At 56.4% G+C, this 20,063-nt stretch carries 18 protein-coding genes; 6 read left to right on the top strand and 12 right to left on the bottom strand.

Annotated elements, in window-relative coordinates; translation table 11 throughout:
• Positions 1 to 47: 47 nt before the first annotated feature.
• Positions 48 to 1,202, top strand: coding sequence for a molecular chaperone DnaJ (gene dnaJ, locus V7730_RS07615; RefSeq protein ID WP_335747000.1), 1,155 nt, complete (start codon positions 48 to 50; stop codon positions 1,200 to 1,202).
• Between the two features lie 121 nt (positions 1,203 to 1,323).
• Complete coding sequence (gene radC / locus V7730_RS07620) at positions 1,324 to 2,076, top strand: RadC family protein (protein WP_443070194.1); 753 nt, start codon at positions 1,324 to 1,326, stop codon at positions 2,074 to 2,076.
• A 1-nt stretch (position 2,077) separates the two neighbouring features.
• On the opposite strand, the gene V7730_RS07625 is transcribed toward radC, so the two are convergent.
• The 3 genes from V7730_RS07625 to secA form a co-directional block, all read right to left on the bottom strand.
• Positions 2,078 to 3,646, bottom strand: coding sequence for a phosphate ABC transporter substrate-binding/OmpA family protein (locus V7730_RS07625; protein ID WP_335747001.1), 1,569 nt, complete (start codon positions 3,644 to 3,646; stop codon positions 2,078 to 2,080).
• Positions 3,647 to 3,663: 17 nt separating this feature from the next.
• A complete protein-coding gene (locus V7730_RS07630) occupies positions 3,664 to 4,689 on the bottom strand; it encodes a hypothetical protein (protein ID WP_335747002.1) in 1,026 nt (341 codons plus the stop codon).
• Between the two features lie 108 nt (positions 4,690 to 4,797).
• Positions 4,798 to 7,500 carry a preprotein translocase subunit SecA gene (gene secA, locus V7730_RS07635; RefSeq protein WP_335747003.1) on the bottom strand — a complete coding sequence of 901 codons (2,703 nt, stop codon included), beginning with the start codon at positions 7,498 to 7,500 and terminating at the stop codon, positions 4,798 to 4,800.
• A gap of 176 nt (positions 7,501 to 7,676) precedes the next feature.
• Here secA and V7730_RS07640 point away from each other — a divergent pair, with 176 nt between their 5' ends.
• The 3 genes from V7730_RS07640 to V7730_RS07650 are packed head-to-tail and all read left to right on the top strand — an operon-like array spanning position 7,677 to position 10,161.
• Positions 7,677 to 8,531: a peptidylprolyl isomerase gene (locus V7730_RS07640; protein ID WP_335747004.1), complete on the top strand. Its 855-nt coding sequence runs from the start codon at positions 7,677 to 7,679 to the stop codon at positions 8,529 to 8,531.
• Positions 8,532 to 8,539: 8 nt separating this feature from the next.
• Positions 8,540 to 9,766, top strand: a complete 1,227-nt coding sequence (gene argJ, locus V7730_RS07645) for a bifunctional glutamate N-acetyltransferase/amino-acid acetyltransferase ArgJ (protein WP_335747005.1) — start codon at positions 8,540 to 8,542, stop codon at positions 9,764 to 9,766.
• Positions 9,763 to 10,161, top strand: a complete 399-nt coding sequence (locus V7730_RS07650) for a (deoxy)nucleoside triphosphate pyrophosphohydrolase (protein ID WP_335747006.1) — start codon at positions 9,763 to 9,765, stop codon at positions 10,159 to 10,161. Before argJ ends, V7730_RS07650 begins: the two co-directional genes overlap by 4 nt.
• Positions 10,162 to 10,481: 320 nt before the next feature.
• Here the strand turns inward: V7730_RS07650 and infB are convergent, their stop codons facing one another.
• The 6 genes from infB to pip form a co-directional block, all read right to left on the bottom strand.
• Positions 10,482 to 12,962 (bottom strand): translation initiation factor IF-2, encoded by a 2,481-nt coding sequence (gene infB, locus V7730_RS07655; RefSeq protein ID WP_335747007.1) that lies wholly within the window; start codon positions 12,960 to 12,962, stop codon positions 10,482 to 10,484.
• A 9-nt stretch (positions 12,963 to 12,971) separates the two neighbouring features.
• Positions 12,972 to 13,592 (bottom strand): RNA-binding protein, encoded by a 621-nt coding sequence (locus V7730_RS07660; protein ID WP_335747008.1) that lies wholly within the window; start codon positions 13,590 to 13,592, stop codon positions 12,972 to 12,974.
• Between the two features lie 23 nt (positions 13,593 to 13,615).
• Positions 13,616 to 15,223 carry a transcription termination factor NusA gene (gene nusA, locus V7730_RS07665; protein ID WP_335747009.1) on the bottom strand — a complete coding sequence of 536 codons (1,608 nt, stop codon included), beginning with the start codon at positions 15,221 to 15,223 and terminating at the stop codon, positions 13,616 to 13,618.
• Positions 15,223 to 15,801, bottom strand: a complete 579-nt coding sequence (rimP, locus tag V7730_RS07670) for a ribosome maturation factor RimP (RefSeq protein ID WP_335747010.1) — start codon at positions 15,799 to 15,801, stop codon at positions 15,223 to 15,225. The genes nusA and rimP overlap by 1 nt, the downstream gene beginning before the upstream one ends.
• 124 nt (positions 15,802 to 15,925) lie before the next feature.
• Complete coding sequence (locus V7730_RS07675) at positions 15,926 to 16,756, bottom strand: ABC transporter substrate-binding protein (RefSeq protein ID WP_335747011.1); 831 nt, start codon at positions 16,754 to 16,756, stop codon at positions 15,926 to 15,928.
• Positions 16,753 to 17,724, bottom strand: coding sequence for a prolyl aminopeptidase (gene pip, locus V7730_RS07680; protein WP_335747012.1), 972 nt, complete (start codon positions 17,722 to 17,724; stop codon positions 16,753 to 16,755). The genes V7730_RS07675 and pip overlap by 4 nt, the downstream gene beginning before the upstream one ends.
• Positions 17,725 to 17,773: 49 nt before the next feature.
• Between pip and ubiG the strand changes: the two genes are divergently transcribed.
• The gene (gene ubiG, locus V7730_RS07685; RefSeq protein ID WP_335747013.1) at positions 17,774 to 18,523 is read left to right on the top strand and encodes a bifunctional 2-polyprenyl-6-hydroxyphenol methylase/3-demethylubiquinol 3-O-methyltransferase UbiG; all 750 of its coding nucleotides are present in this window, start codon (positions 17,774 to 17,776) and stop codon (positions 18,521 to 18,523) included.
• Here ubiG and V7730_RS07690 read toward each other — a convergent pair.
• From V7730_RS07690 to grxC, 3 genes are read right to left on the bottom strand one after another with little or no spacing between them, the layout of a single operon-like run.
• Positions 18,520 to 18,954: a MarR family winged helix-turn-helix transcriptional regulator gene (locus V7730_RS07690; protein ID WP_335747014.1), complete on the bottom strand. Its 435-nt coding sequence runs from the start codon at positions 18,952 to 18,954 to the stop codon at positions 18,520 to 18,522. The genes ubiG and V7730_RS07690 overlap by 4 nt on opposite strands.
• The gene (locus V7730_RS07695) at positions 18,951 to 19,784 is read right to left on the bottom strand and encodes a carbon-nitrogen hydrolase family protein (RefSeq protein ID WP_335747015.1); all 834 of its coding nucleotides are present in this window, start codon (positions 19,782 to 19,784) and stop codon (positions 18,951 to 18,953) included. Before V7730_RS07695 ends, V7730_RS07690 begins: the two co-directional genes overlap by 4 nt.
• Positions 19,781 to 20,038, bottom strand: a complete 258-nt coding sequence (grxC, locus tag V7730_RS07700) for a glutaredoxin 3 (protein ID WP_335747016.1) — start codon at positions 20,036 to 20,038, stop codon at positions 19,781 to 19,783. The genes V7730_RS07695 and grxC overlap by 4 nt, the downstream gene beginning before the upstream one ends.
• Positions 20,039 to 20,063 lie beyond the last annotated feature (25 nt).

Raw genomic sequence — 20,063 nt, forward strand, 5'->3', positions numbered from 1 at the left:
CCGATCAGACGGGCCGGCCCTTCACGTTCCAGTAAAGGATACTACTGATGGCAAAACGTGACTACTATGAGGTCCTCGGCGTCGCTAAAGGCGCATCTGCTGACGAGATTAAAAAGGGCTACCGCACAAAAGCGAAAGAGCTCCATCCGGACCGAAACACAGACAAGCCAGAATCTGAAGCCCAGTTCAAAGAAGCGAACGAAGCTTATGAGGTTCTGAAGGACGCGGACAAAAAAGCAGCTTATGACCGCTACGGCCACGCCGCATTCGAAGGTGGCATGGGTGGCCGTGGCCAGCAGGGCGGCGGCTTTGGTGGCGGCCAAGGTGATTTCTCCTCTGCCTTCTCGGATGTTTTTGATGACCTGTTCGGCGATTTTATGGGCGGCCGTGGCCAGCAGGGCGGCGGACGCCGGGCTGCGCGCGGCTCCGACCTGCGCTTCAATATGCGCGTCTCCCTTGAGGATGCGTTTTCTGGCCTCCAGAAATCCATCAACGTCCCCACATCCGTAAGCTGCGGCTCATGTAGCGGCTCGGGCGCCGAAGGCGGTGCAGAGCCGACCACTTGCCCGACATGCTCTGGCATGGGAAAAGTTCGCGCGCAGCAAGGCTTTTTCACGGTTGAACGGACCTGTCCTACATGCTCCGGCCTTGGCCAGATCATCAAGAACCCGTGTAAAACCTGCCAGGGTGCTGGTCGTGTTGAAAAAGACAGGTCTCTTTCGGTCAACATTCCTGCGGGCGTGGAAACCGGCACGCGAATTCGCCTTGCAGGCGAAGGTGAGGCTGGAATGCGCGGCGGCCCATCGGGTGACCTCTATATCTTCATCGAAGTATTAGAGCATGAATTATTCGAACGCGACGGACCAAACCTGTTCTGCCGTGTCCCTGTGAGCATGAGCAGTGCCGCATTGGGTGGCAGCATTGAGGTTCCAACGATTGATGGCGGCCGCGGTCGTGTTCAGGTTCCCGCAGGCAGCCAATCAGGCCGCCAAATGCGTCTACGCAGCAAGGGTATGCCGCATCTGCGCGGTGGCGCAACCGGTGATATGATTATCGAGCTGGCTGTTGAAACGCCTGTGAACCTTACCAGCCGCCAAAAAGAATTGCTGCGCGAATTCGACGAGCTCTCAGAAGAGAACAACCCCGAAAGCAGCAGCTTCTTTTCTTCCGTCAAATCCTTCTGGGATTCGATGAAGGGCTAAGATACGATTTATAGGCGCGCCCATTGTAAGGCGCGCCTGTGTAAATCTGAGGCACCAAAAACTCTTGATCTTTGATCTTCTGTTAACACTTCTCTAACCAACAGTAGGCAATCCTGCCTTCATGTCGGTATTCAAAGAGCAGCCCCTACCCTTCCTCATGGATGAAGCCCTCGCCGCAGCGCCGGTGGGCAGCAAACAACCCTCCTCCTATAACTCCGATCACCGTCAACGCCTACGCGCCCGTTTCATGGCGGGGGGCGCTGCGGCGATGCCAGAGTATGAGTTGCTTGAGCTTGTCCTGTTCCGCGCCATTCCACGCCACGACGTAAAACCATTGGCGCGCGCACTCATGGACCGGTTTGGCGATTTTAACCGCGTCATCATGGCGTCAGAAGCCCGACTGCGGGATATCGACGGTGTGGGAGATGCAGTGATCATTGAGCTCAAGATCATTGAGGCAGCCGCTCATCGCATGGCGCGCTCAAAGGTCATGCAAACCCAGATCCTATCCAGCTGGGACGCACTTTTGGACTATTGTCACACCACAATGGCGCACCGCGAAACAGAACAGTTTCGCGTCCTCTACCTGGATCGAAAGAACGTCCTGATCGGGGATGAGGAACAGGCCAGGGGCACCGTGGATCACGTGCCTGTCTATCCACGTGAAGTAGCGAAGCGGGCGCTTGAGTTAAACGCCTCTGCGGTAATCCTAGTGCATAACCACCCCTCAGGTGCTTCTACACCCTCGCACTCGGATATCGACATGACAAAGCGCGTGAATGCCGCCTGTGACGCACTTGGGCTCACGCTGCATGACCATCTGATTATTGGAAAATCCCAAGAGCTCAGCTTTCGCTCTGAAGGGTATCTCTAGCTTAACGCACCCAGACCTCGACGCGCCGGTTTGCCTGCCGCCCCCATGAGCTGTCATTGCAGGCCATAGGCATTGCCTCGCCGAACGCATCTACTCCAAGCTCAACCCGCGCCAGATTTGCGGCTACGGCTGCTTCACTCACGGCGCGGCGCACCGCATCCGCCCGCCGTAGTGCGATATTGCGGTTCACCTCGGCCGCGCCGTCCCCATCGCTAAAGCCGACAAACAGCAGTTGGCGCGCATCATATTGCCCTACTTCCAGCGCCCGCGCCAACTGCTGCACGTTAGAGCGCGATTGCGCGTCAAGGCGGACCGAACCCGCCTCAAACCGGAATGACGTGCTTAGACGCGCCATAGGCGTCAGCGTTGCCGCCATACGTTGCAGTTCCCCCAAGTTGATTTCGGTCCCCGCATGAGCGATGGCATTGGCAAAGCGGTTGCCCTGCTGTTCAACCGCGATCTCTTCAGGGGTCTGGTCAACAAAGCCAGACCGCCGAATTACGATTTGTGCGGCTGGCCCACGGGTAAAGGCCAGAAACTCCCGCGCGAGCTGTGGCAACCGGCGTGCCGGAAAATACAGAAACATAGGCGCGGTCAGCGGATAATCTTCGGTCTTGATAGTCCTGCGCGACGCCTCCATGGAAAACCCACAAGAGCCGATCAACGCAAGCGCCTGCGTGTCGCCGCGATCCGCATAGCTGGTCAATCCCAATGAGAACGTGTCTTCTGCAACAGCCTGTGCCAAATCCGATAGCATGGCATGACGCGTGGCTTTCTGGGATAACTTAGTCAGGTTGGCAGGACGCAAGAGCTGATCGACTAGCGCCTGCCCCAAACCCGAAGCGTCGTCGGGTAGATGCAGATCAATCGGCACATCAGGCCCACCTAACGCTTCCCAATTCGTAATCTGCCCAGCCAGCACCAACGCAAGATCAGCGGGCGAAATCCCCCGCACCGGATTGGAGCCGGAGACCACGGGCACTATAGCATCCAAAGCCAGAACGCGGCTTCGGTTCGGTCCGGTCATATCACCTAGTCCCGCCTCGCGGGCGCGGCTGCGCTCATTGGGGCGAATTTCACGCAGAGACATAACAATGTCAGCCTCATCGGCCAGTAGATCAGCAAATCCTTCGTCCGTATTGCTCACACGGAAATAGAATCGCGCAGCCAATTTTTCGTCTTCGCTGCGCCGGATCAAGTAGGTGAAGGTTCCAGCGTCTTCGCCCTCTTCGCGCTCTGTAAGATATCCGTTCTTTTGCGCGAAGGCTTCGATGAGAGCGGGCATCACAACTGCACCCAACGTAGGTGCGCCAGATATCTGAAGCTCTGCCACATAGTCTTGCAAGTTCGGGCAAGCAGGCCCCTCACAAAGAACGCCGGACCCATCGATGGTCAATTCGCCGTATTCTGTCTGGATGCGGTAGAATTCGCCATCAAAGCCAAGCAACGTCCCGCTCAACTCAACCTTGCTGTCGCGAGAGGTGAGCGTGATGTCCTGTGCATGAGAAGACAGGGTAGAACCAAAAAGGAAAAGTGCGGCGAAGATCGCCGCACATATCACTCTGATCATGAGACCTCAGCGTTGCGTTATCTGGACGCAACCTTCAGGTCTTCGAAGAGATTATTCAACACAAGAAAGTTGCCAGTGGCGTCGCAGTCAGGGACAGAGAGTGTCAAATTCCGCGTTGTGATATCGATGTCACTACCCGTCTGTAGGGTTTTGGCTTCGATCTCCAAACCACAGTTCTTGGCAGTCACTTCGGTTTCGACACTCAAAGCAACATCACCCGTGTTTTTGGTGGCATTTTTCGGGAACGTATAAACCTCGGCTAACAGCCCATCCGGCACATCCGGATCGCCAAGTGAAGAGATATAGCCGCCCTGCCCGGTCACACCGTAAGTCATATCACGGGCAGCACCGGACCAGACGTGACCCTCGCTTCCATAATCGGCACCGAACTCACGTGCATGCAATTGAAAGCCGGTCTCGCCCTTCCACTGGAGAGCAACACGATCAAAGTCAGCCATTTCTTCAACAATAGTCTGCGCGACCGCACCTTCACCACTGGTGAACGCCACAACAAAGACGGCCTCCTTCGCAAGTGCCGGGACTGTGATCTTGAACGCGCCAGCTGCATCGGTCGTCTGATTGAACACAAGGCCACTGTGATGCACTGTCACACGCTCGGACGGCATGCAGGGGGCGTTCAGCGTCAAGTTCACCATCGCCGCTGCAACAGAGCGCGCGTTTGCCGTTATCTCACAGGTATTTCGCAATTCAGCCTCCTGAGCGGCCGAGCTTTGAGGTTGCTCTTGCACGGCTTCGGCCGGCACGTCAGGCAGTTTGCCTTCGTCTGGCGCTACAATCTCTTGCGCGGCGACAGGCGTCACACCTTCTTCTGCGATCGCTGTAGGCGAGGCTTTTGAGAACTCTGCCGAAGTCAGCGTGATCTCCACGACGTCCAGCACTGCAGCCTCTGAATTTGTGAGGGTCGCGCCGGTATAGTCGGCAGGTTGCGTTGCAGCAGACTGGGTGTTCTGCATGAAAAAGCCGATACCGACGGCACAGGCCAGCGTTCCAGCTGTCGTTACGATTTCCTTGTGGTACTTCATGGTATCGGTCCCTTGCTACGAAGTGGGTCAAGATTATCCATGATCGGGAAACAGGGCCGCAATGGGGCAGCCCTGCGCTGTAATTATGATAATTTTTGGTTAACGCACTTAAGAAAGGCGTCCGTGGCAGTGTTTGAACTTGTCGCCAGACCCACAGGGGCAAGGTTCGTTCCGGCCCGGATTGCCCCATGTTGTCGGGTTGTTTTCGTCAAACCCTTCAACGGCTTCAGTGGCTTTAGCCTCTGACGCGTCGGCTGCATCTTCAGCAGCTTCAGCCGCCGCTTGTTGCTGGGCAAGCATCTGCTGCATCATGCGCTGCTGATCCTTTTCGCTGGCGGGCTCTACACGGGCCAGACGCTTGGTTACATCCGCGCGCAGACTGTCCAGCATCCCTTCGAACAGCTGGAACGATTCGTTTTTATACTCATTCAGCGGATCGCGCTGTGCATAGCCACGGAAGCCAACGACGGAGCGTAAATGCTCAAGCATCAGAAGGTGATCGCGCCACTTGGCGTCAATCGTTTGCAGCAAGAAGTGCTTTTCGATGTTGCGCATGTTCTCAGGGCCAAACTTCTCGGCCTTGTTCGCCATCATGTTGTCAGTCGCCTCGACCAGACGTTCGCGGATGCCATCCTCATCCACACCATCTTCTTCGCACCATGCGATGACCGGCACGTCAATGCCCAACTCCTCAATCACAGCAGCGTAGAAGCCTTGTGTGTCCCACTGGTCCGCATAGGTGTTGCGGGGCATGTACTGGTCGACCAGATCATCAATCATCTGGTGACGCATATCTTCGGTAATTTCGTGCAGGTCCTGAGATTCCATGATGTCGCGGCGCTGACCAAAGATGACTTTGCGCTGCTCGTTCATCACGTCATCGAACTTCAACAGCTGCTTGCGCATGTCAAAGTTGCGGCCTTCAACCTTGGCCTGCGCCCGCTCCAGCGATTTGTTCACCCATGGGTGAATGATCGCTTCACCCTCTTTGAGGCCCAGCGATGTCAGAACTTTCTCAAGCCGTTCTGAGCCGAAAATCCGCATGAGATCGTCTTCGAGAGACAGGAAGAAAGCTGAGCGGCCCGGATCACCCTGACGGCCTGAACGACCACGCAACTGGTTATCAATCCGGCGGCTTTCATGCCGCTCGGACGCCAAAACATAGAGGCCGCCGGACTCCAGCACCTTTTTCTTCTCGTCTGCGTGTTCGGCTTCAATCCGCGTGCGGATCGCAACCGGATCAGCCTCGGGATCAACTTCCAATGCTTCAAGCACTTTCAACTCGACGTTGCCGCCCAACTGAATGTCCGTACCACGGCCCGCCATGTTGGTGGCAATGGTCACCGCGCCCAACTTACCCGCGTCACCAACGATCTGTGCTTCCTGTTCGTGCTGCCGCGCGTTCAGGACGTTATGCTTGATCCCTTCGGCTTCCAGCATCCGGCTTAGCATTTCGGATTTCTCGATTGAGGTGGTACCAACAAGACAAGGCTGTCCTTTGGCATGCGCCACTTTGACCTTTTCGATCATGGCTGCGTATTTCTCAGCCGCGGTGCGATAGACGGCGTCGTCTTCATCCACACGCGCAACCGGCACGTTTGTCGGAACTTCGACCACGCCCAAACCGTAGATTTCCATGAACTCATCCGCTTCGGTCAGCGCGGTACCCGTCATGCCAGCCAGCTTGTCATAAAGGCGGAAGTAGTTCTGGAATGTAACTGAGGCAAGGGTCACGTTCTCCGGCTTTATATCGACTTCCTCTTTCGCCTCAATCGCCTGATGCAGACCGTCGCCCAAACGGCGGCCAGCCATCATACGGCCCGTGAATTCATCGATTAGGACAATCTCGCCATCGCGCACGATGTAGTCTTTGTCTTTCTCGAACAGCTTGTGCGCCCGCAGACCCTGGTTGACGTGGTGCACAATCGACGTGCTTTCGGGATCATAGAGGGTAAAGCCTTCTTCCAGCAGCTCACGTGCGCGCAATTGCTCTTCGAGGAACTCGATACCGTCGTCGGTAAAGGTCACATTGCGGGTCTTTTCGTCCAGCTCATAATGCTCAGGCTGCAGCAGCGGGATGACCTTATCAATGGTCGTGTACATCTCGGAACGGTCGTCGGTCGGGCCGGAGATGATCAGTGGCGTACGCGCCTCGTCGATCAGAATGCTGTCGACTTCGTCCACAATCGCGAAGTTATGTTCTTTTTGATAGATATCGCTCAGCTCAGACTTCATGTTGTCGCGCAGATAGTCAAATCCCAGCTCGTTGTTGGTGGCGTAGGTGATATCGCAGGAATATGCCTCACGCTTGGCTTCGTCGGTCATGTTCGGGAACACAAAACCGGTCGTCAAACCCAGAGAACCGTACACCTTACCCATCCACTCAGCGTCACGCTTCACCAGATATTCGTTCACCGTAACGATATGCACACCCTTGTGCGTCAGCGCGTTCAGGTACGCGGCGAATGTTGCCGTCAGGGTTTTGCCCTCACCGGTCTTCTGCTCTGCCACGTTGCCTTGGTGCAAGAAGATGGCACCCATCAGCTGCGTGTCAAAGGCCCGCAAGCCCAAGGTGCGGCGCGCGCCCTCACGACAGTTCGCAAAAGCTTCGGGCAATAGTTCGTCTAGACTTTCGCCTTTCAAGGCTCGTGTGGCCAGTTCTTCTGTCTTGTCCTTGATGCCCTCATCGCTGAGCTTCTCGAACTCGGGCTCAAGCGCGTTGATCTTGTCAATCAGCGGACGAATGGCCTTGATCTTACGATCATTTCGCGTGCCAAAAACTTTTTTGGTGATTTTTCCGAGTCCCAGCATGCGATCTCCAGCCGAAGTTTAAAATCTATTGCGCGATCTGCTTGCCCCGCAAACACCCAGTCCATAAATAGAAGGGGAGAATGGTGGCTTTACGCCGCGCCCATCAGCGATGTAAGGGCCACCACATAGCGTGTCAATGTAACCAGCCCGATAGCACCGGAATGATAGGACGATCCATGCAAAAACCCCTCACTTTTCTTGCCCCACTGGCGTTTATCGCCGCACTAGCGCTGCCCGCAGCCGCACAAGAGACAGTCAAAGCAGACCCATCAGTTGTCGTAGCAACCGTGGGCGAGACCGAAATCACTGTCGGCCACATGATTGTGGCATGGGCGAGCCTGCCACAACAGTATCAGGACCTGCCAGATGATGTCCTGTTTGAGGGGATTCTGGATCAATTGGTCCAGCAGACTGCCTTGCAGCAACAATTCAGCGGAGATTTGCCGAAACGCGTCGAACTGCAGCTTGAAAACGAGCTCCGCTCGCTGACAGCTGGCGAAGCGATCAACGGCATCATGGACCAGCCACTGTCCGAAGAAGAGGTGCAAGCAGCCTATAACGAAGAATACAGCAATGTGGAGCAGGAGCAGGAATATAATGCTTCGCACATTCTGGTAGAAACCGAAGAAGCCGCCCTTGCTGTTGTTGAAGAGCTTGCTGGTGGCGCAGAATTCGCCGCTGTTGCCCGTGAAAACTCCACAGGTCCATCTGGCCCCAACGGCGGTCAGCTTGGCTGGTTCGGCAAGGGCGCGATGGTACCTGAGTTCGAAGAAGCAGTTGTCACACTTGAAGTTGGCGCAGTTTCGGCACCCGTCAAGACTCAGTTCGGCTGGCACATCATCACACTGAACGAGACTCGCATTCAGAAAGCGCCTGCGCTGGAAGATGTACGTAGCGAGATTGAAATGCAGATTCGCCAAGTCCGCGCGCAAGCAAAGATTGACGAAGTGACTGCGGCGGCGAATGTTGACCGTACCGGTGCCGAAGGCGTTGTCCCATCGGTTATCAAACAAGTCACAGTGCTGGAGTAAGCTTTACCATGGCAAAAATCACCGCCGTTTCGCCGCTGGCCCCTGCCAAATTTCCCGCTTTGCCGGTTATTGAGGGTGTCAAATTCGCGACCGTTGCGGCGGGCGTGAAGTATCAGGGTCGCACAGATGTTATGCTGGCGACCCTGACGCCGGGAACTGTCGTTGCTGGGGCGTTCACCCGCTCTGCAACACGCTCTGCGCCGGTTTTGGACTGTCAGACAAAGATGGGGCAAACGTCGTCCGACGGGGCCGCGATTTTAGTGAACTCCGGTAACTCAAATGCGTTTACTGGAAAAGGCGGCGTTGCGTCTGTTGAGGTTATCACCGCGGCGGTGGCAAAGGTGTGCGACATTCCTCAGACGCGTGTTTTCACCTCGTCCACAGGCGTCATCGGAGAGCCATTGCCCCACAATCGCATCACAGCTGTTTTGGAGACCCTTGCAGCTGACACCCAAGCTGACGGGATCGATGCCGCTGCCAAGGCGATCATGACCACCGACACCTTTCCCAAAGGCGCCGCTGCGACCGTCACTGTTGACGGTAAAACAGTCTCGATCGCAGGGATTGCGAAAGGATCCGGAATGATCGCGCCAGACATGGCGACGATGCTGGTCTACATATTTACCGACGCGAAGATTGAACAAGCCACTCTGCAAAAGCTCGTCTCGAAGTCTAATGAAGCGACCTTCAACTGCATTACCGTGGATAGCGACACCTCGACGTCTGACAGCCTGATTGTGGCCGCAACAGGCGCCAGCGGCGTTGCGGTAGACACCGATGAAGGTTTTGCAGAGGCGCTGCACGGCGTGATGATGGATCTGGCGCATCAAGTTGTACGTGATGGCGAGGGTGCGACCAAGTTCGTCGAAATTACGGTCACCGGCGCTGCCTCGGATTCCGATGCCAAGACGCACGCGATGTCGATTGCAAACTCTCCTCTGATCAAAACAGCCATCGCAGGCGAAGACCCCAACTGGGGCCGTGTCGTCATGGCGGTAGGTAAATCCGGTGCCGCTGCTGATCGGGATCTGCTGAGCATACGCTTTGGTGATGTTGAGGTGGCCAAAAACGGATGGCGCAGCGAAAGCTACTCTGAAGAACATGCCGCCGCGCACATGAAAGGCGAAAACATCGTCATTGGCGTGGATATCGGGATCGGTAACGGCGCAGCTACTGTCTGGACCTGTGATCTAACGCACGGCTATATCGCAATCAACGCTGATTACCGCTCATGAAGATGGTGCTCGTCTCGGCTGTCGCGTTGATTGATGTCGACGGTCGGGTTTTGCTGGCACAACGTCCGGAGGGTAAGTCCATGGCAGGGTTGTGGGAGTTTCCCGGCGGGAAGATTGAAGTGGGCGAGACTCCGGAGGCAGCACTGATTCGCGAGCTACATGAAGAGCTATGTATTAATACTTGGTCCTCCTGCCTCGCTCCGCTCACGTTTGCGAGCCACAGCTACGATGATTTCCATCTCATGATGCCGCTATTCGCCTGCAGAAAATGGGAAGGTGTACCGCAGGCCCGTGAAGGGCAGGTTCTCAAATGGGTTAAGCCCGACCAAATGCGCGATTATCCGATGCCGGCAGCGGACATCCCGCTCATTTCTATTTTGCGGGACTGGCTTTAGTACCTACTTCGCAGCCCCTCAACTTTATCCACCCACACCGCCAATTGTGCTGGAATTGAGAACAATATTGATTAGGGTGATCTGAGTTTAGAAACTGGGGGGAGTTTTATGCTGCGTACAATCACATTAGGAAGCTGTGTTTCGGTTCAGGGGACATTCGTTAGATCTACACCGGATGGGCGGATCGCCGTACAGGTCGATGACGTTATTTATTCTGGTATGAATGTCTCAAAAAAATAGACCTTTATCGGTACGAAATCAAAAAAGGGACGGTGTTTTACACCGTCCCTTTTTAATTTCTAGCCGCCGAAGTTCGCTGATTACAGCGAACGCTCGACTTCTTCGCGTGTGAAGATTTCGATCACATCGCCAGGGCGGACATCTTCGTAGTTCTCGAAGGCCATACCACATTCTTGACCGGACTGGACCTCAGACACTTCGTCTTTGAAGCGCTTGAGTGTCTTGAGCGTGCCTTCGTGGATAACCACGTTGTCGCGCAGCAGACGTACACCGGCAGAACGGCGTGCAACGCCTTCGGTAACAAGACAGCCTGCAACTTTGCCAATACCCGTGACCTTGAACACCTCTTTGATATTCGCATACCCAATGAAGTTCTCTTTGATCTCGTTGCTGAGTAGGCCGGATGCAGCCGCTTTCACATCGTCCACCAGATCGTAGATAACCGAGTAATAGCGAATCTCGACACCTTTCTGGTTGGCGGTGTTACGTGCAGATGCATTCGCGCGGACGTTAAAGCCCATAATCGGCGCACCGGAAGCTTCGGCCAGACCGACGTCTGTCTCGGTGATCGCACCAACACCGGAGTGCAGTACGCGTACGCGAACTTCGTCGTTGCCGATTTTCTCCATCGCCTGAACAATCGCTTCGGCAGAACCCTGCACGTCCGCTTTGATCAGGATGGGAAGCTCGGATACGCTCTCGTTCGCTTTGGCGTTCGCCATCAGCTGTTCCAGCGTCGTTGCAGCACCAGCAGCAGCGCGTTTGTCTTTGGCAGCTTTCGCACGGTATTCCGCGATCTCGCGTGCCTGCGCCTCGGTATCGGTCACGTTCAGCACATCACCCGCTTCGGGTGTGCCGTTCAGGCCCAGAACTTCTACAGGAACAGAAGGACCGGCTTCCTTGATGCGGTTACCCTGATCGTCGATCAGCGCACGGACCTTACCGTACTGCTCACCCACAACGAAGATATCGCCAGTACGAAGCGTACCGTTCTGGATCAGAACAGTCGCCACAGGGCCACGGCCCACATCCAGCTTCGCCTCGATCACGGCACCAACGGCGGCGCGATCTGGGTTGGCTTGCAGTTCCAGAATTTCCGCCTGCAGCGCAATCGCTTCGAGCAGTTCATCAAGGCCCTGACCAGTTACAGCAGAAACCTCGACGTCCTGAACATCACCGGACATCTTTTCAACGATCACCTCGTGCTGCAGCAGCGCTGCGCGCACACGGTCAGGGTCGGCGGCCGGTTTGTCGACCTTGTTGATCGCCACGATCATCGGCACTTTTGCCGCTTTAGCGTGGGCAATCGCCTCAATCGTCTGGGGCATTACGGCATCGTCCGCCGCAACCACCAGAACCACAATATCCGTCACCTGCGCACCGCGCGAACGCATGGAGGTAAACGCCGCGTGACCGGGTGTGTCGAGGAAGGTCAAAAGCTGACCGCCATCTGTCGTCACCTGATAGGCACCGATGTGCTGTGTAATGCCACCGGCCTCACCAGAAACGACCTTGGCGTTGCGGATTGCATCCAGCAGCGATGTCTTACCGTGGTCAACGTGGCCCATGATGGTGATGACAGGGGGGCGACCAATCAGATCGCCTGCCTCATCAACTTCCAGCTTGATCACGTCTTCAACGTCCGCATCAGAGACGCGAACAACGCGGTGGCCAAACTCTTCGATGATTACCTCCGCGGTATCGGCGTCAATCGTCTCGTTTTGCGTTATCATCAGGCCGCTGTTCATCAGCGCCTTAACAACGGCGCCAGTTTTCTCGGCCATACGGATTGCAAGCTCGGAAACCATGATCGCCGGTGGCAGTTGCACATCGCGGATGATCTTTTCGCGCTCGACGTTTCCACCCATTGCTTTCGCACGGGCACGGTCCTGCTTGCGCTTCATCTGTGCCATGGAGCGTTGGCGACCGCCTTCGCCCCCACGCATCGCCTGATTGACTGTCAGCTTGCCGGACCGGCGGCTGTCATCATCCTGACGGTTCTTTTTGTTGGTTTCCTCGCGGTCACGCTCTGTCTTGCGTGGCGTTGCAGCAGGAAGAGCCTTGTTCGGTGTCGCGCGGGTTTGCGCTGGCTCCGACGCACTTGGCGCAGCAGCTTGCTGTGCCGCAGCTGCGGCTGCGCGCTTGGTGCGCTCTTCTTCCTCGGCTTTCGCTTTGAGGCTTTCTTCGCGTTCGCGATCTTCGCGCTCTTTGGCATCAATCTCGGCGCGGCGACGCTCGCGGTCTTCTGCGCGTGCTTTTTCTTCCGCTTCGCGGGCTGCGGCCTCTTCGACCTCACGCGCTTTGGCGGCTTGTACAGCCTTCAAGCGGCGATCCATCTCTGAATCGGTGATGCCTGCGGGACGCCGCGAGGGATCGCCAACAGGGCCCACACCGGGGCCGGCTGGTTTTTGGCCACCAGGTTTTGGAACGATTACGCGCTTACGCTTTGTCTCCACCACGACGTTTTTAGTCCGCCCGTGGCTAAAGCTTTGCTTTACGTTGCTCGGACGCGATGGTGCGCCCCGCAAACCCAGTGTTTTTTTGCCATCACTATCGCTCATCTAGCTCGTCTATCCTTTCGGCTGGCCGCTGCCAGCCTCATTTTTGCGCACGCCGTTCAATCTATGAGCTTCCTCTACAACACGTAGAGTGAGTCCACCAGAGGCGAGCGCCCCATGTATCACAGTTTGGCGTCCGAATGCCAAACCCAATTCATCCGCTGTCAGGCAACCAATATAGTGCCCGTAGTGCGGCGTACTTAGTTTCGATTTGCCGCGTCCCGATCCATCCACAGCCTGAATCAGTACATGCGCCTCTTCCGTTTGCAGCCAGCTTTTGACCTTCTCATAGCCTGCCACGGCTTTACCCGCTTTACGCTGCATCGAGATCAGGTCCACCACGCGGCGGGCCAACTGCTTTTCTACGTCATCCACCAAACTATCCAGTGTTTTGACAGGTTGCTTTGCCGACCGCGAAAACAACCCCTTTTTCACAACTATTTCAAGCGCGGAACGATCCGCTGATACCCACATCCCGCGACCGGGCAACTTACCCAACACATCCGCCACTACCTGACCATCCGGCCCGACAACGAAGCGGATCATCTTGTACTTCGGCTGCACCTCGCCTGTGGCAAGACACTTGCGTTCTGCGCCGCTTTCGCGGTCTTTGGATGCGCCACCGCGTCCCATTCCGGTACCCCCGAGACCTGAGATCAGGCCTCGGCCTCCTCGTCAGCTTCACTTTCGGCGTCTGCTTCAAGTTCGGTTGGATCAACCCAGCCTAGCAAAACACGGGCTGTCATGATCAGATGCTGCGCGTCTTCCAATGACATGTCGAATGGCTCAAGCGTGCCTTCGTCCTTAATACGCTCACCATTGACTGTCGTCCAGCCACCAGCAATTTCCCAGTCCGCGCATGTCGCGAAGTCTTCAAGTGTTTTTACATCATCTTTTGCCAGCGCTTCAATCATTTGGGGTGTGAGACCCTCAAATTCAATAAGGCTGTCTTCAACGCCCAGCGCACGGGCAGCATCAAGGGCCGCCTTATTCTGCGCTTCAAGAACATCACGTGCGCGCGCCTGAAGCTCGCTTGCGGTATCCGCGTCCACACCATCGATAACAAGCAGCTCGTCGACTTCGACATAAGCGACTTCTTCGAGGTTGGTGAAGCCTTCGGAAACCAGCAGTTGAGCAAAAAATTCGTCCAGATCAAGGTTGTCCATAAACAGCTTGGTGCGCAGTTCAAACTCGGCCTGGCGGCGCTGGCTTTCCTGCTCTTCGGTCATGATATCGATGTCCAGACCGGTCAGCTGGCTTGCCAGACGTACGTTTTGACCACGGCGGCCGATCGCAAGGCTCAGCTGCTCTTCGGGAACAACCACTACGATCTTGCCCGCCTCTTCGTCCAGAACAACTTTGGTCACTTCAGCAGGCTGGAGCGCGTTCACAAGGAACGTCGGCTGATCATCGTTCCATGGAATGATGTCGATCTTTTCGCCCTGAAGCTCGTTCACAACGGCCTGAACACGGCTACCACGCATACCTACGCAGGCCCCGACAGGGTCGATGGAGTTGTCATAGCTGATCACAGCAATTTTCGCACGTGAACCGGGGTCACGGGCAACGGCTTTTATCTCGATGATGCCGTCATAGATTTCTGGGACTTCCATTTTGAAAAGCTCAGCCATGAATTCTGGCGCTGTACGGGACAAGAAAATCTGCGGACCGCGCTGCTCGCGGCGCACTTCTTTGATGTAGACGCGGATGCGGTCGTTCGGACGGTAGGATTCGCGGCCAATCTTCTCGTTGCGGCGCAGGATCGCTTCGCCGGCACCAACATCGACGATGACGTTGCCGTACTCTTCGCGCTTGACCAGACCGTTGATGATTGTACCTGCGCGGTCCTTGAATTCTTCGTACTGGCGATCACGCTCAGCTTCGCGAACCTTCTGGAGGATCACCTGCTTGGCAGATTGCGCAGCAATCCGGCCCATCTCAACCGGTGGGACTTCTTCGCTGAATTCCTGACCAACTTCAGGGTTAGCCATATACTCTTTGGCCTGCTCAACCGTAAATTCGGCCTGATAATTCTCAATCTCATCATCCGCGACGACCGTGCGCACACGGGTAAACGTGGCGCGACCTGTCTTGCGATCGATGTTAACACGAATGTCCATTTCCGCGCCGTAACGGGACTTAGCTGCGCGAGCGAGCGATTCTTCCATCGCTTCAATCACCAGAACCGGGTCGATCATCTTTTCGCGGGCCACCGCTTCGGCGGTTTGCAGCAGCTCCAGCTGGTTTGCGGATGTAATGGCCATTAGTTTTCTCCCTCATCAGACTCATCGGTCTGCAGTTCGTCAAATTGGGTCTCGTCGATTGCACCGGAAGCTTTACGCTGGCGCAGCATTTCTTTGATCAGCTCGTCCGTCAGCACTAGCTTTGCATCGGTCAGCCATTCGAATTTCAGGCCCACGGTGCCCTCTTCGATGTTGATCAGCACCTCGTCACCTTCAACACCGGCCAGCTCACCCTTAAAACGGCGGCGACCATCGATCAGGTCATCTGTTTCAATCTTGGCTTCATAGCCTTCAAAATTCGCAAAATCCTTAAGACGCGTCAGCGGGCGGTCGATCCCCGGCGAAGAGACCTCAAGCGCGTACTCATCTATAATCGGATCTTCCACATCCAGTACGGCACCCACGGCTGTGCTGATCTTGGCGCAATCATCCACTTCGATGCCGCCGTCAGGCCGATCTGCCATAACTTGCAGGGTCGCGTTCTTGCCAGACATGAGGCGCACACGCACCAGCTCAAACCCCAAGTCTTCGATGACCGGGGTAATGATCTCGGCGAGACGCCGGTCCATGGCAGCTTTTGCAATCAGGTCGTTGTTCATAATCTACTTGCCTCAAGGCACAAAAAAACGGGCTCGCGGCCCGTGTCAGAGGTTCGATGGGCGCTTGGTTTGGACCCAAGCACGCCGCTATTAAGTCGTCATATACGCCGAGGCGCCAAGAACATCAAGCCCCCCACCACCGCTGGGGTGCACGCAGATCATCGAACAGACCACGCCCCAATGCAATGGGCATCGCGACGCTACGTGAAACGGCATGCCCACGCCATTGGGTAACGTCCGCAAAACCTTTCAAAGTAGAGGCGTCCGCAATGTCTGCCCCGTCCACCAGATATTCTGCCAACGCTTGGGCGCGCACCGCCTCAGACGGGATCGAGACAAGTTCGACCTTGTCGAACCACCCCGCCTGCCCGTCTTTCCAATGATGCGCGACACGTTCGGCCAGTAACTGTTGGCCTGGTGCGAAATGGCGCATGGCGTAAAGCCCCGTGCCAATTCCGGCATTCGGTGCATGAGCAGGACGGATGGCGGTGGATGTCTGGCTGAGCGTGAAGGGCAGCGCTGGATTGGGCGCCTCTAGGGTGATTTGCACCCGCCCGCGCGCCAAAGCCTGAATCTCGCCCAGCGCTGAAAGGCTGTGGATCACATCAGCGGCGGTTAATGGCTTATCGTCATGAAATGACACGCCTGTTCGCAGATCGAACACCCAGACGCGGGCATCGGGTGAACTGGTCCAACCAGTCGCCAGTTCCCCGTGCAGCGTGCCGTCCGCAGCAATCTCTGTCAGGGTTTCATAAATCAGCCCTTGACGGGCCACTTGCATGAACAGGCCATCGCCCTGCGCCCAATCATCGCTACGCGCAGCGCCAGACAGTGCAAGCCGCAGCTTGCCCCCGCGTTGCGGGAGCGGCCCCGCGCTGACGCCTGCTGCGGCTAGAAAGGCGGCCGCAGCACCACTGGCAAATAGTGCGCGACGATCAAGGGGTTTGCGGCTCATACAGCGCCAATCCTATCCATCGCGCGGACCAGCTCCGCGCTGATCCCAGGTTCGCTCAGTGCGTGGCCCGCATTGCGCACCATCTTAAGCTCTGCTTTGGGCCATGCCTTGGCTATCTCGTATGCGCTGGTCGGCGGGCAGATCATGTCATACCGGCCCTGAACAATCACGCCCGGTATATGCGCGATGTGGTCCATCTGAGCCAAAATCTGACCGTCATACTCCAGAAAGCCGTTGTTGACGAAATAGTGATTCTCCAGCCGTGCAAAGGCACGGGCATACTCCCCCGGTCCCTCAATCATGTGCCCACCAGACGAGATTGAGGCCAGCGCATTTTCCCAGCCGGACCACGCACGTGCGTATCGGATCTGAAGCGACATGTCGTCGGAGAACAACCGCTGATGATAAGCTTTAATAAAGTCATCCCGCTCATCGTGCGGCACCAATGCGATAAACTTGTCCCAAACTTCGGGCCAGAATTTTCCCGCGCCGCCACCATAGAACCAGTCCAGCTCTGCCTGCGTCATCAAAAAGACGCCGCGCAGCACCAAATTGCGCACCGCAGCAGCATGAGTCTGCGCATAAATGAGCGACAGCGTCGCACCCCAGCTACCACCAAACACGACCCATTGGGCGATACCCAGCTCTTCACGAATCAGCTCGATATCAGCAACCAGATGCCACGTGGTGTTGTCCGTCACGCTCGCATGAGGGGTCGAACGACCACAGCCGCGCTGGTCAAAGAGGATAACGCGGAACTTTGCCGGATCAAAATAGCGCCGCATTGACGGGCTGCATCCGCCACCGGGGCCACCATGCAACACCACAACAGGAATACCGTCAGGGTTACCGCATTGCTCTACATAAACTGTATGCCCCTGCCCCACGGCCAGCATGCGCCGGTCAAACGGGTCAATTGGCGGATACAGGTATTGCACTGCGCGCTTTTGATCAGGGGTCTTATCCATTACCAGCCTATATAGTACGAAATCCGACATTGAATACAGGAGCGCCAAAATGCAAGCGCATCAAACCACCGTAGACCCAGCCGAGGTCGCAAAATTCGAAGCCATGGCCGCCGAATGGTGGGACACCGAGGGCAAGTTCAAGCCACTGCACATGCTCAACCCCTGCAGGCTTGATTATATCACCAGCCAGATCGCAGGTGAATTTGACCGTGATCTCAGCACACAGGAGCCGTTCAAAGGGCTGCGCATCCTCGATATCGGCTGCGGCGGCGGACTACTGGCCGAGCCGATGGCCCGTCTGGGTGCGACCATGATTGGCGCAGATGCCGCAGCAGGAAATATCCCCGTCGCGCAAACTCACGCGGAACAATCAGGCCTTGAGATCGACTATCGCCACACCACTGCCGAGGCGATGGCCGAAGCTGGTGAGCAATTCGATGTGGTTCTGAACATGGAAGTGGTCGAGCATGTTGCCTCCCCCATCAGCTACCTCACTGCTTGCCGCGAGTTACTGAAACCCGGCGGGCTGCACATCTGCTCGACCCTCAACCGCAATCCGAAATCTTATGTGGTGGCGATCATTGGGGCCGAACACATCATGCGATGGCTGCCGAAAGGCACGCATGAATGGTCCAAGTTCATCACGCCGGACGAACTGTATAAGTTGCTCGAAGAAGCGGGTTTGGAACCGGTCGACCGCAAGGGTTTTGTCTTTAATCCGCTGCTGTGGAGATGGAGCATCTCTGCAAAAGACCTCAGCGTGAACTACGTCACGGCCAGTCTCAAGCCGGAGGCCTAACCCAACTGGTTGCGCAATTCGCGCAGAATGGGCAATGCCGCGCGGGCCTTATCCTCTCCCAGTTGCTCAACCACCTGTGTGATCATGGGCGCTATGGCGCTTAGAGCAGTCTCGCGGGCCTGACGTCCAGCGGGACTGATCGTGACCATCTTGCGCCGCGCGTCATCCCAATCGGGCCGGATATGGACGTAGCCCGCCCACTCCAGCTTGGTCAGGGTGTTGGTCATGGCTCCGCGCGTGACATGAAACGTCTCGGCCAATTGCGCGGGTGAACGCTCTACATCGCGCCACGCCAAATGATTGAGCACCGAGAAATGCGAGATTTCCATGCCTTTGGGCAGAACCTTGCTCAATCGGCTGCGCAAAATCTGGTCAGTGCCCAGAATTTCACTAAAAAGCATGATCGCAAGGGTATTTGAATCGTCGCTCATGTCGGTCCGTCAAAGGCGCGCTTGTGGCTCATGCTGGGAACCTTAGTGCGCGCAGCCTCTGTTTGAGTAATGTCCAGTTCGAAAACGAAGACGCCAGCGTCCGTACCCGCGTCCAAAATCACCTCACCCCAAGGGCTGACCACCAGTGAATGGCCGTAAGTATCACGAGTCTTATGGGCAGTGCTTTCGTGTGTGTCAGTCTGCGCAGGCGCAATGACGAAGCAACCAGTCTCAATCGCGCGGGCGCGCAGCAAGCTGTGCCAATGCGCGGCACCTGTCACAGGCGAGAACGCGGCAGGAACGGTAAGAATTTGCGCGCCCGCCTCGGCCAACGCCTGAAACAGCGCCGGAAAGCGGATATCGTAGCAGATCGTCATGCCAATCGCGGCGAAGGGCGTGCGTGCCAGAACTGCCTGAGACCCGGGGCGATAGGCAGCTGATTCTTTCCACGTCTCCGTCGGCGTGACCTGCACGTCGAACATGTGGATCTTGTCATAGCGCGCAACAATCTCACCTTCCGGATCAATCAGGAACGACCGGTTAGCAAAACGCCCGTCTGCGTCATCTGTCTTCAGCCCAAGCGATCCGATCAGCAGCCAGATACCCAGCGCAGCGGCATCAGCGCGCAACGCAGCTAGCGTGGGATCGTGCGCCTCATGATGCAGGACGCTGCGCTGATAGTCGCGGTTGGTTGAGATGCAATTGCTCACCTCAGGTGTGCACACAAGCTCCGCGCCCTGCGCCGCCGCTTCAGCCAACATCGCGCGGGTCACGGCCAGATTGGCTGTCGGATCGTCACTTACGTTGAGCTGAAGGATGGCTACTTTCATGCGGCCAGCAGCGCATCGAGCTTGCCCGCGCGCTCTAGCGCATAAAGCTCATCACAACCGCCGACATGGATATCGCCAACAAAAATCTGCGGCACAGTGCGGCCACCGTTCGCACGCTTGATCATCTCTGGCTTGCGGTCAGGGCTGGCAAACACATCAACCTCGGAAAAGCTCACGCCTTTTTGGTTCAGCAGGCGTTTGGCCGCGTGACAAAAGCCGCAGAGCGGGGAGCTATAGATTTCAACCGGTTTCATAATTCTGTCCTTTTCCACAAAGTGT

The organism is Sulfitobacter sp. (assembly GCF_036961165.1).
Taxonomy (GTDB): domain Bacteria; phylum Pseudomonadota; class Alphaproteobacteria; order Rhodobacterales; family Rhodobacteraceae; genus Sulfitobacter.

Coding starts and splice junctions, on each gene's coding strand:
- dnaJ (WP_335747000.1), top strand. CDS start 48: ATGGCAAAACGTGACTACTATGAGGTCCTCGGCGTCGCTAAAGGCGCA.
- radC (WP_443070194.1), top strand. CDS start 1,324: ATGTCGGTATTCAAAGAGCAGCCCCTACCCTTCCTCATGGATGAAGCC.
- V7730_RS07625 (WP_335747001.1), bottom strand. CDS start 3,646: ATGATCAGAGTGATATGTGCGGCGATCTTCGCCGCACTTTTCCTTTTT.
- V7730_RS07630 (WP_335747002.1), bottom strand. CDS start 4,689: ATGAAGTACCACAAGGAAATCGTAACGACAGCTGGAACGCTGGCCTGT.
- secA (WP_335747003.1), bottom strand. CDS start 7,500: ATGCTGGGACTCGGAAAAATCACCAAAAAAGTTTTTGGCACGCGAAAT.
- V7730_RS07640 (WP_335747004.1), top strand. CDS start 7,677: ATGCAAAAACCCCTCACTTTTCTTGCCCCACTGGCGTTTATCGCCGCA.
- argJ (WP_335747005.1), top strand. CDS start 8,540: ATGGCAAAAATCACCGCCGTTTCGCCGCTGGCCCCTGCCAAATTTCCC.
- V7730_RS07650 (WP_335747006.1), top strand. CDS start 9,763: ATGAAGATGGTGCTCGTCTCGGCTGTCGCGTTGATTGATGTCGACGGT.
- infB (WP_335747007.1), bottom strand. CDS start 12,962: ATGAGCGATAGTGATGGCAAAAAAACACTGGGTTTGCGGGGCGCACCA.
- V7730_RS07660 (WP_335747008.1), bottom strand. CDS start 13,592: ATGGGACGCGGTGGCGCATCCAAAGACCGCGAAAGCGGCGCAGAACGC.
- nusA (WP_335747009.1), bottom strand. CDS start 15,223: ATGGCCATTACATCCGCAAACCAGCTGGAGCTGCTGCAAACCGCCGAA.
- rimP (WP_335747010.1), bottom strand. CDS start 15,801: ATGAACAACGACCTGATTGCAAAAGCTGCCATGGACCGGCGTCTCGCC.
- V7730_RS07675 (WP_335747011.1), bottom strand. CDS start 16,756: ATGAGCCGCAAACCCCTTGATCGTCGCGCACTATTTGCCAGTGGTGCT.
- pip (WP_335747012.1), bottom strand. CDS start 17,724: ATGGATAAGACCCCTGATCAAAAGCGCGCAGTGCAATACCTGTATCCG.
- ubiG (WP_335747013.1), top strand. CDS start 17,774: ATGCAAGCGCATCAAACCACCGTAGACCCAGCCGAGGTCGCAAAATTC.
- V7730_RS07690 (WP_335747014.1), bottom strand. CDS start 18,954: ATGAGCGACGATTCAAATACCCTTGCGATCATGCTTTTTAGTGAAATT.
- V7730_RS07695 (WP_335747015.1), bottom strand. CDS start 19,784: ATGAAAGTAGCCATCCTTCAGCTCAACGTAAGTGACGATCCGACAGCC.
- grxC (WP_335747016.1), bottom strand. CDS start 20,038: ATGAAACCGGTTGAAATCTATAGCTCCCCGCTCTGCGGCTTTTGTCAC.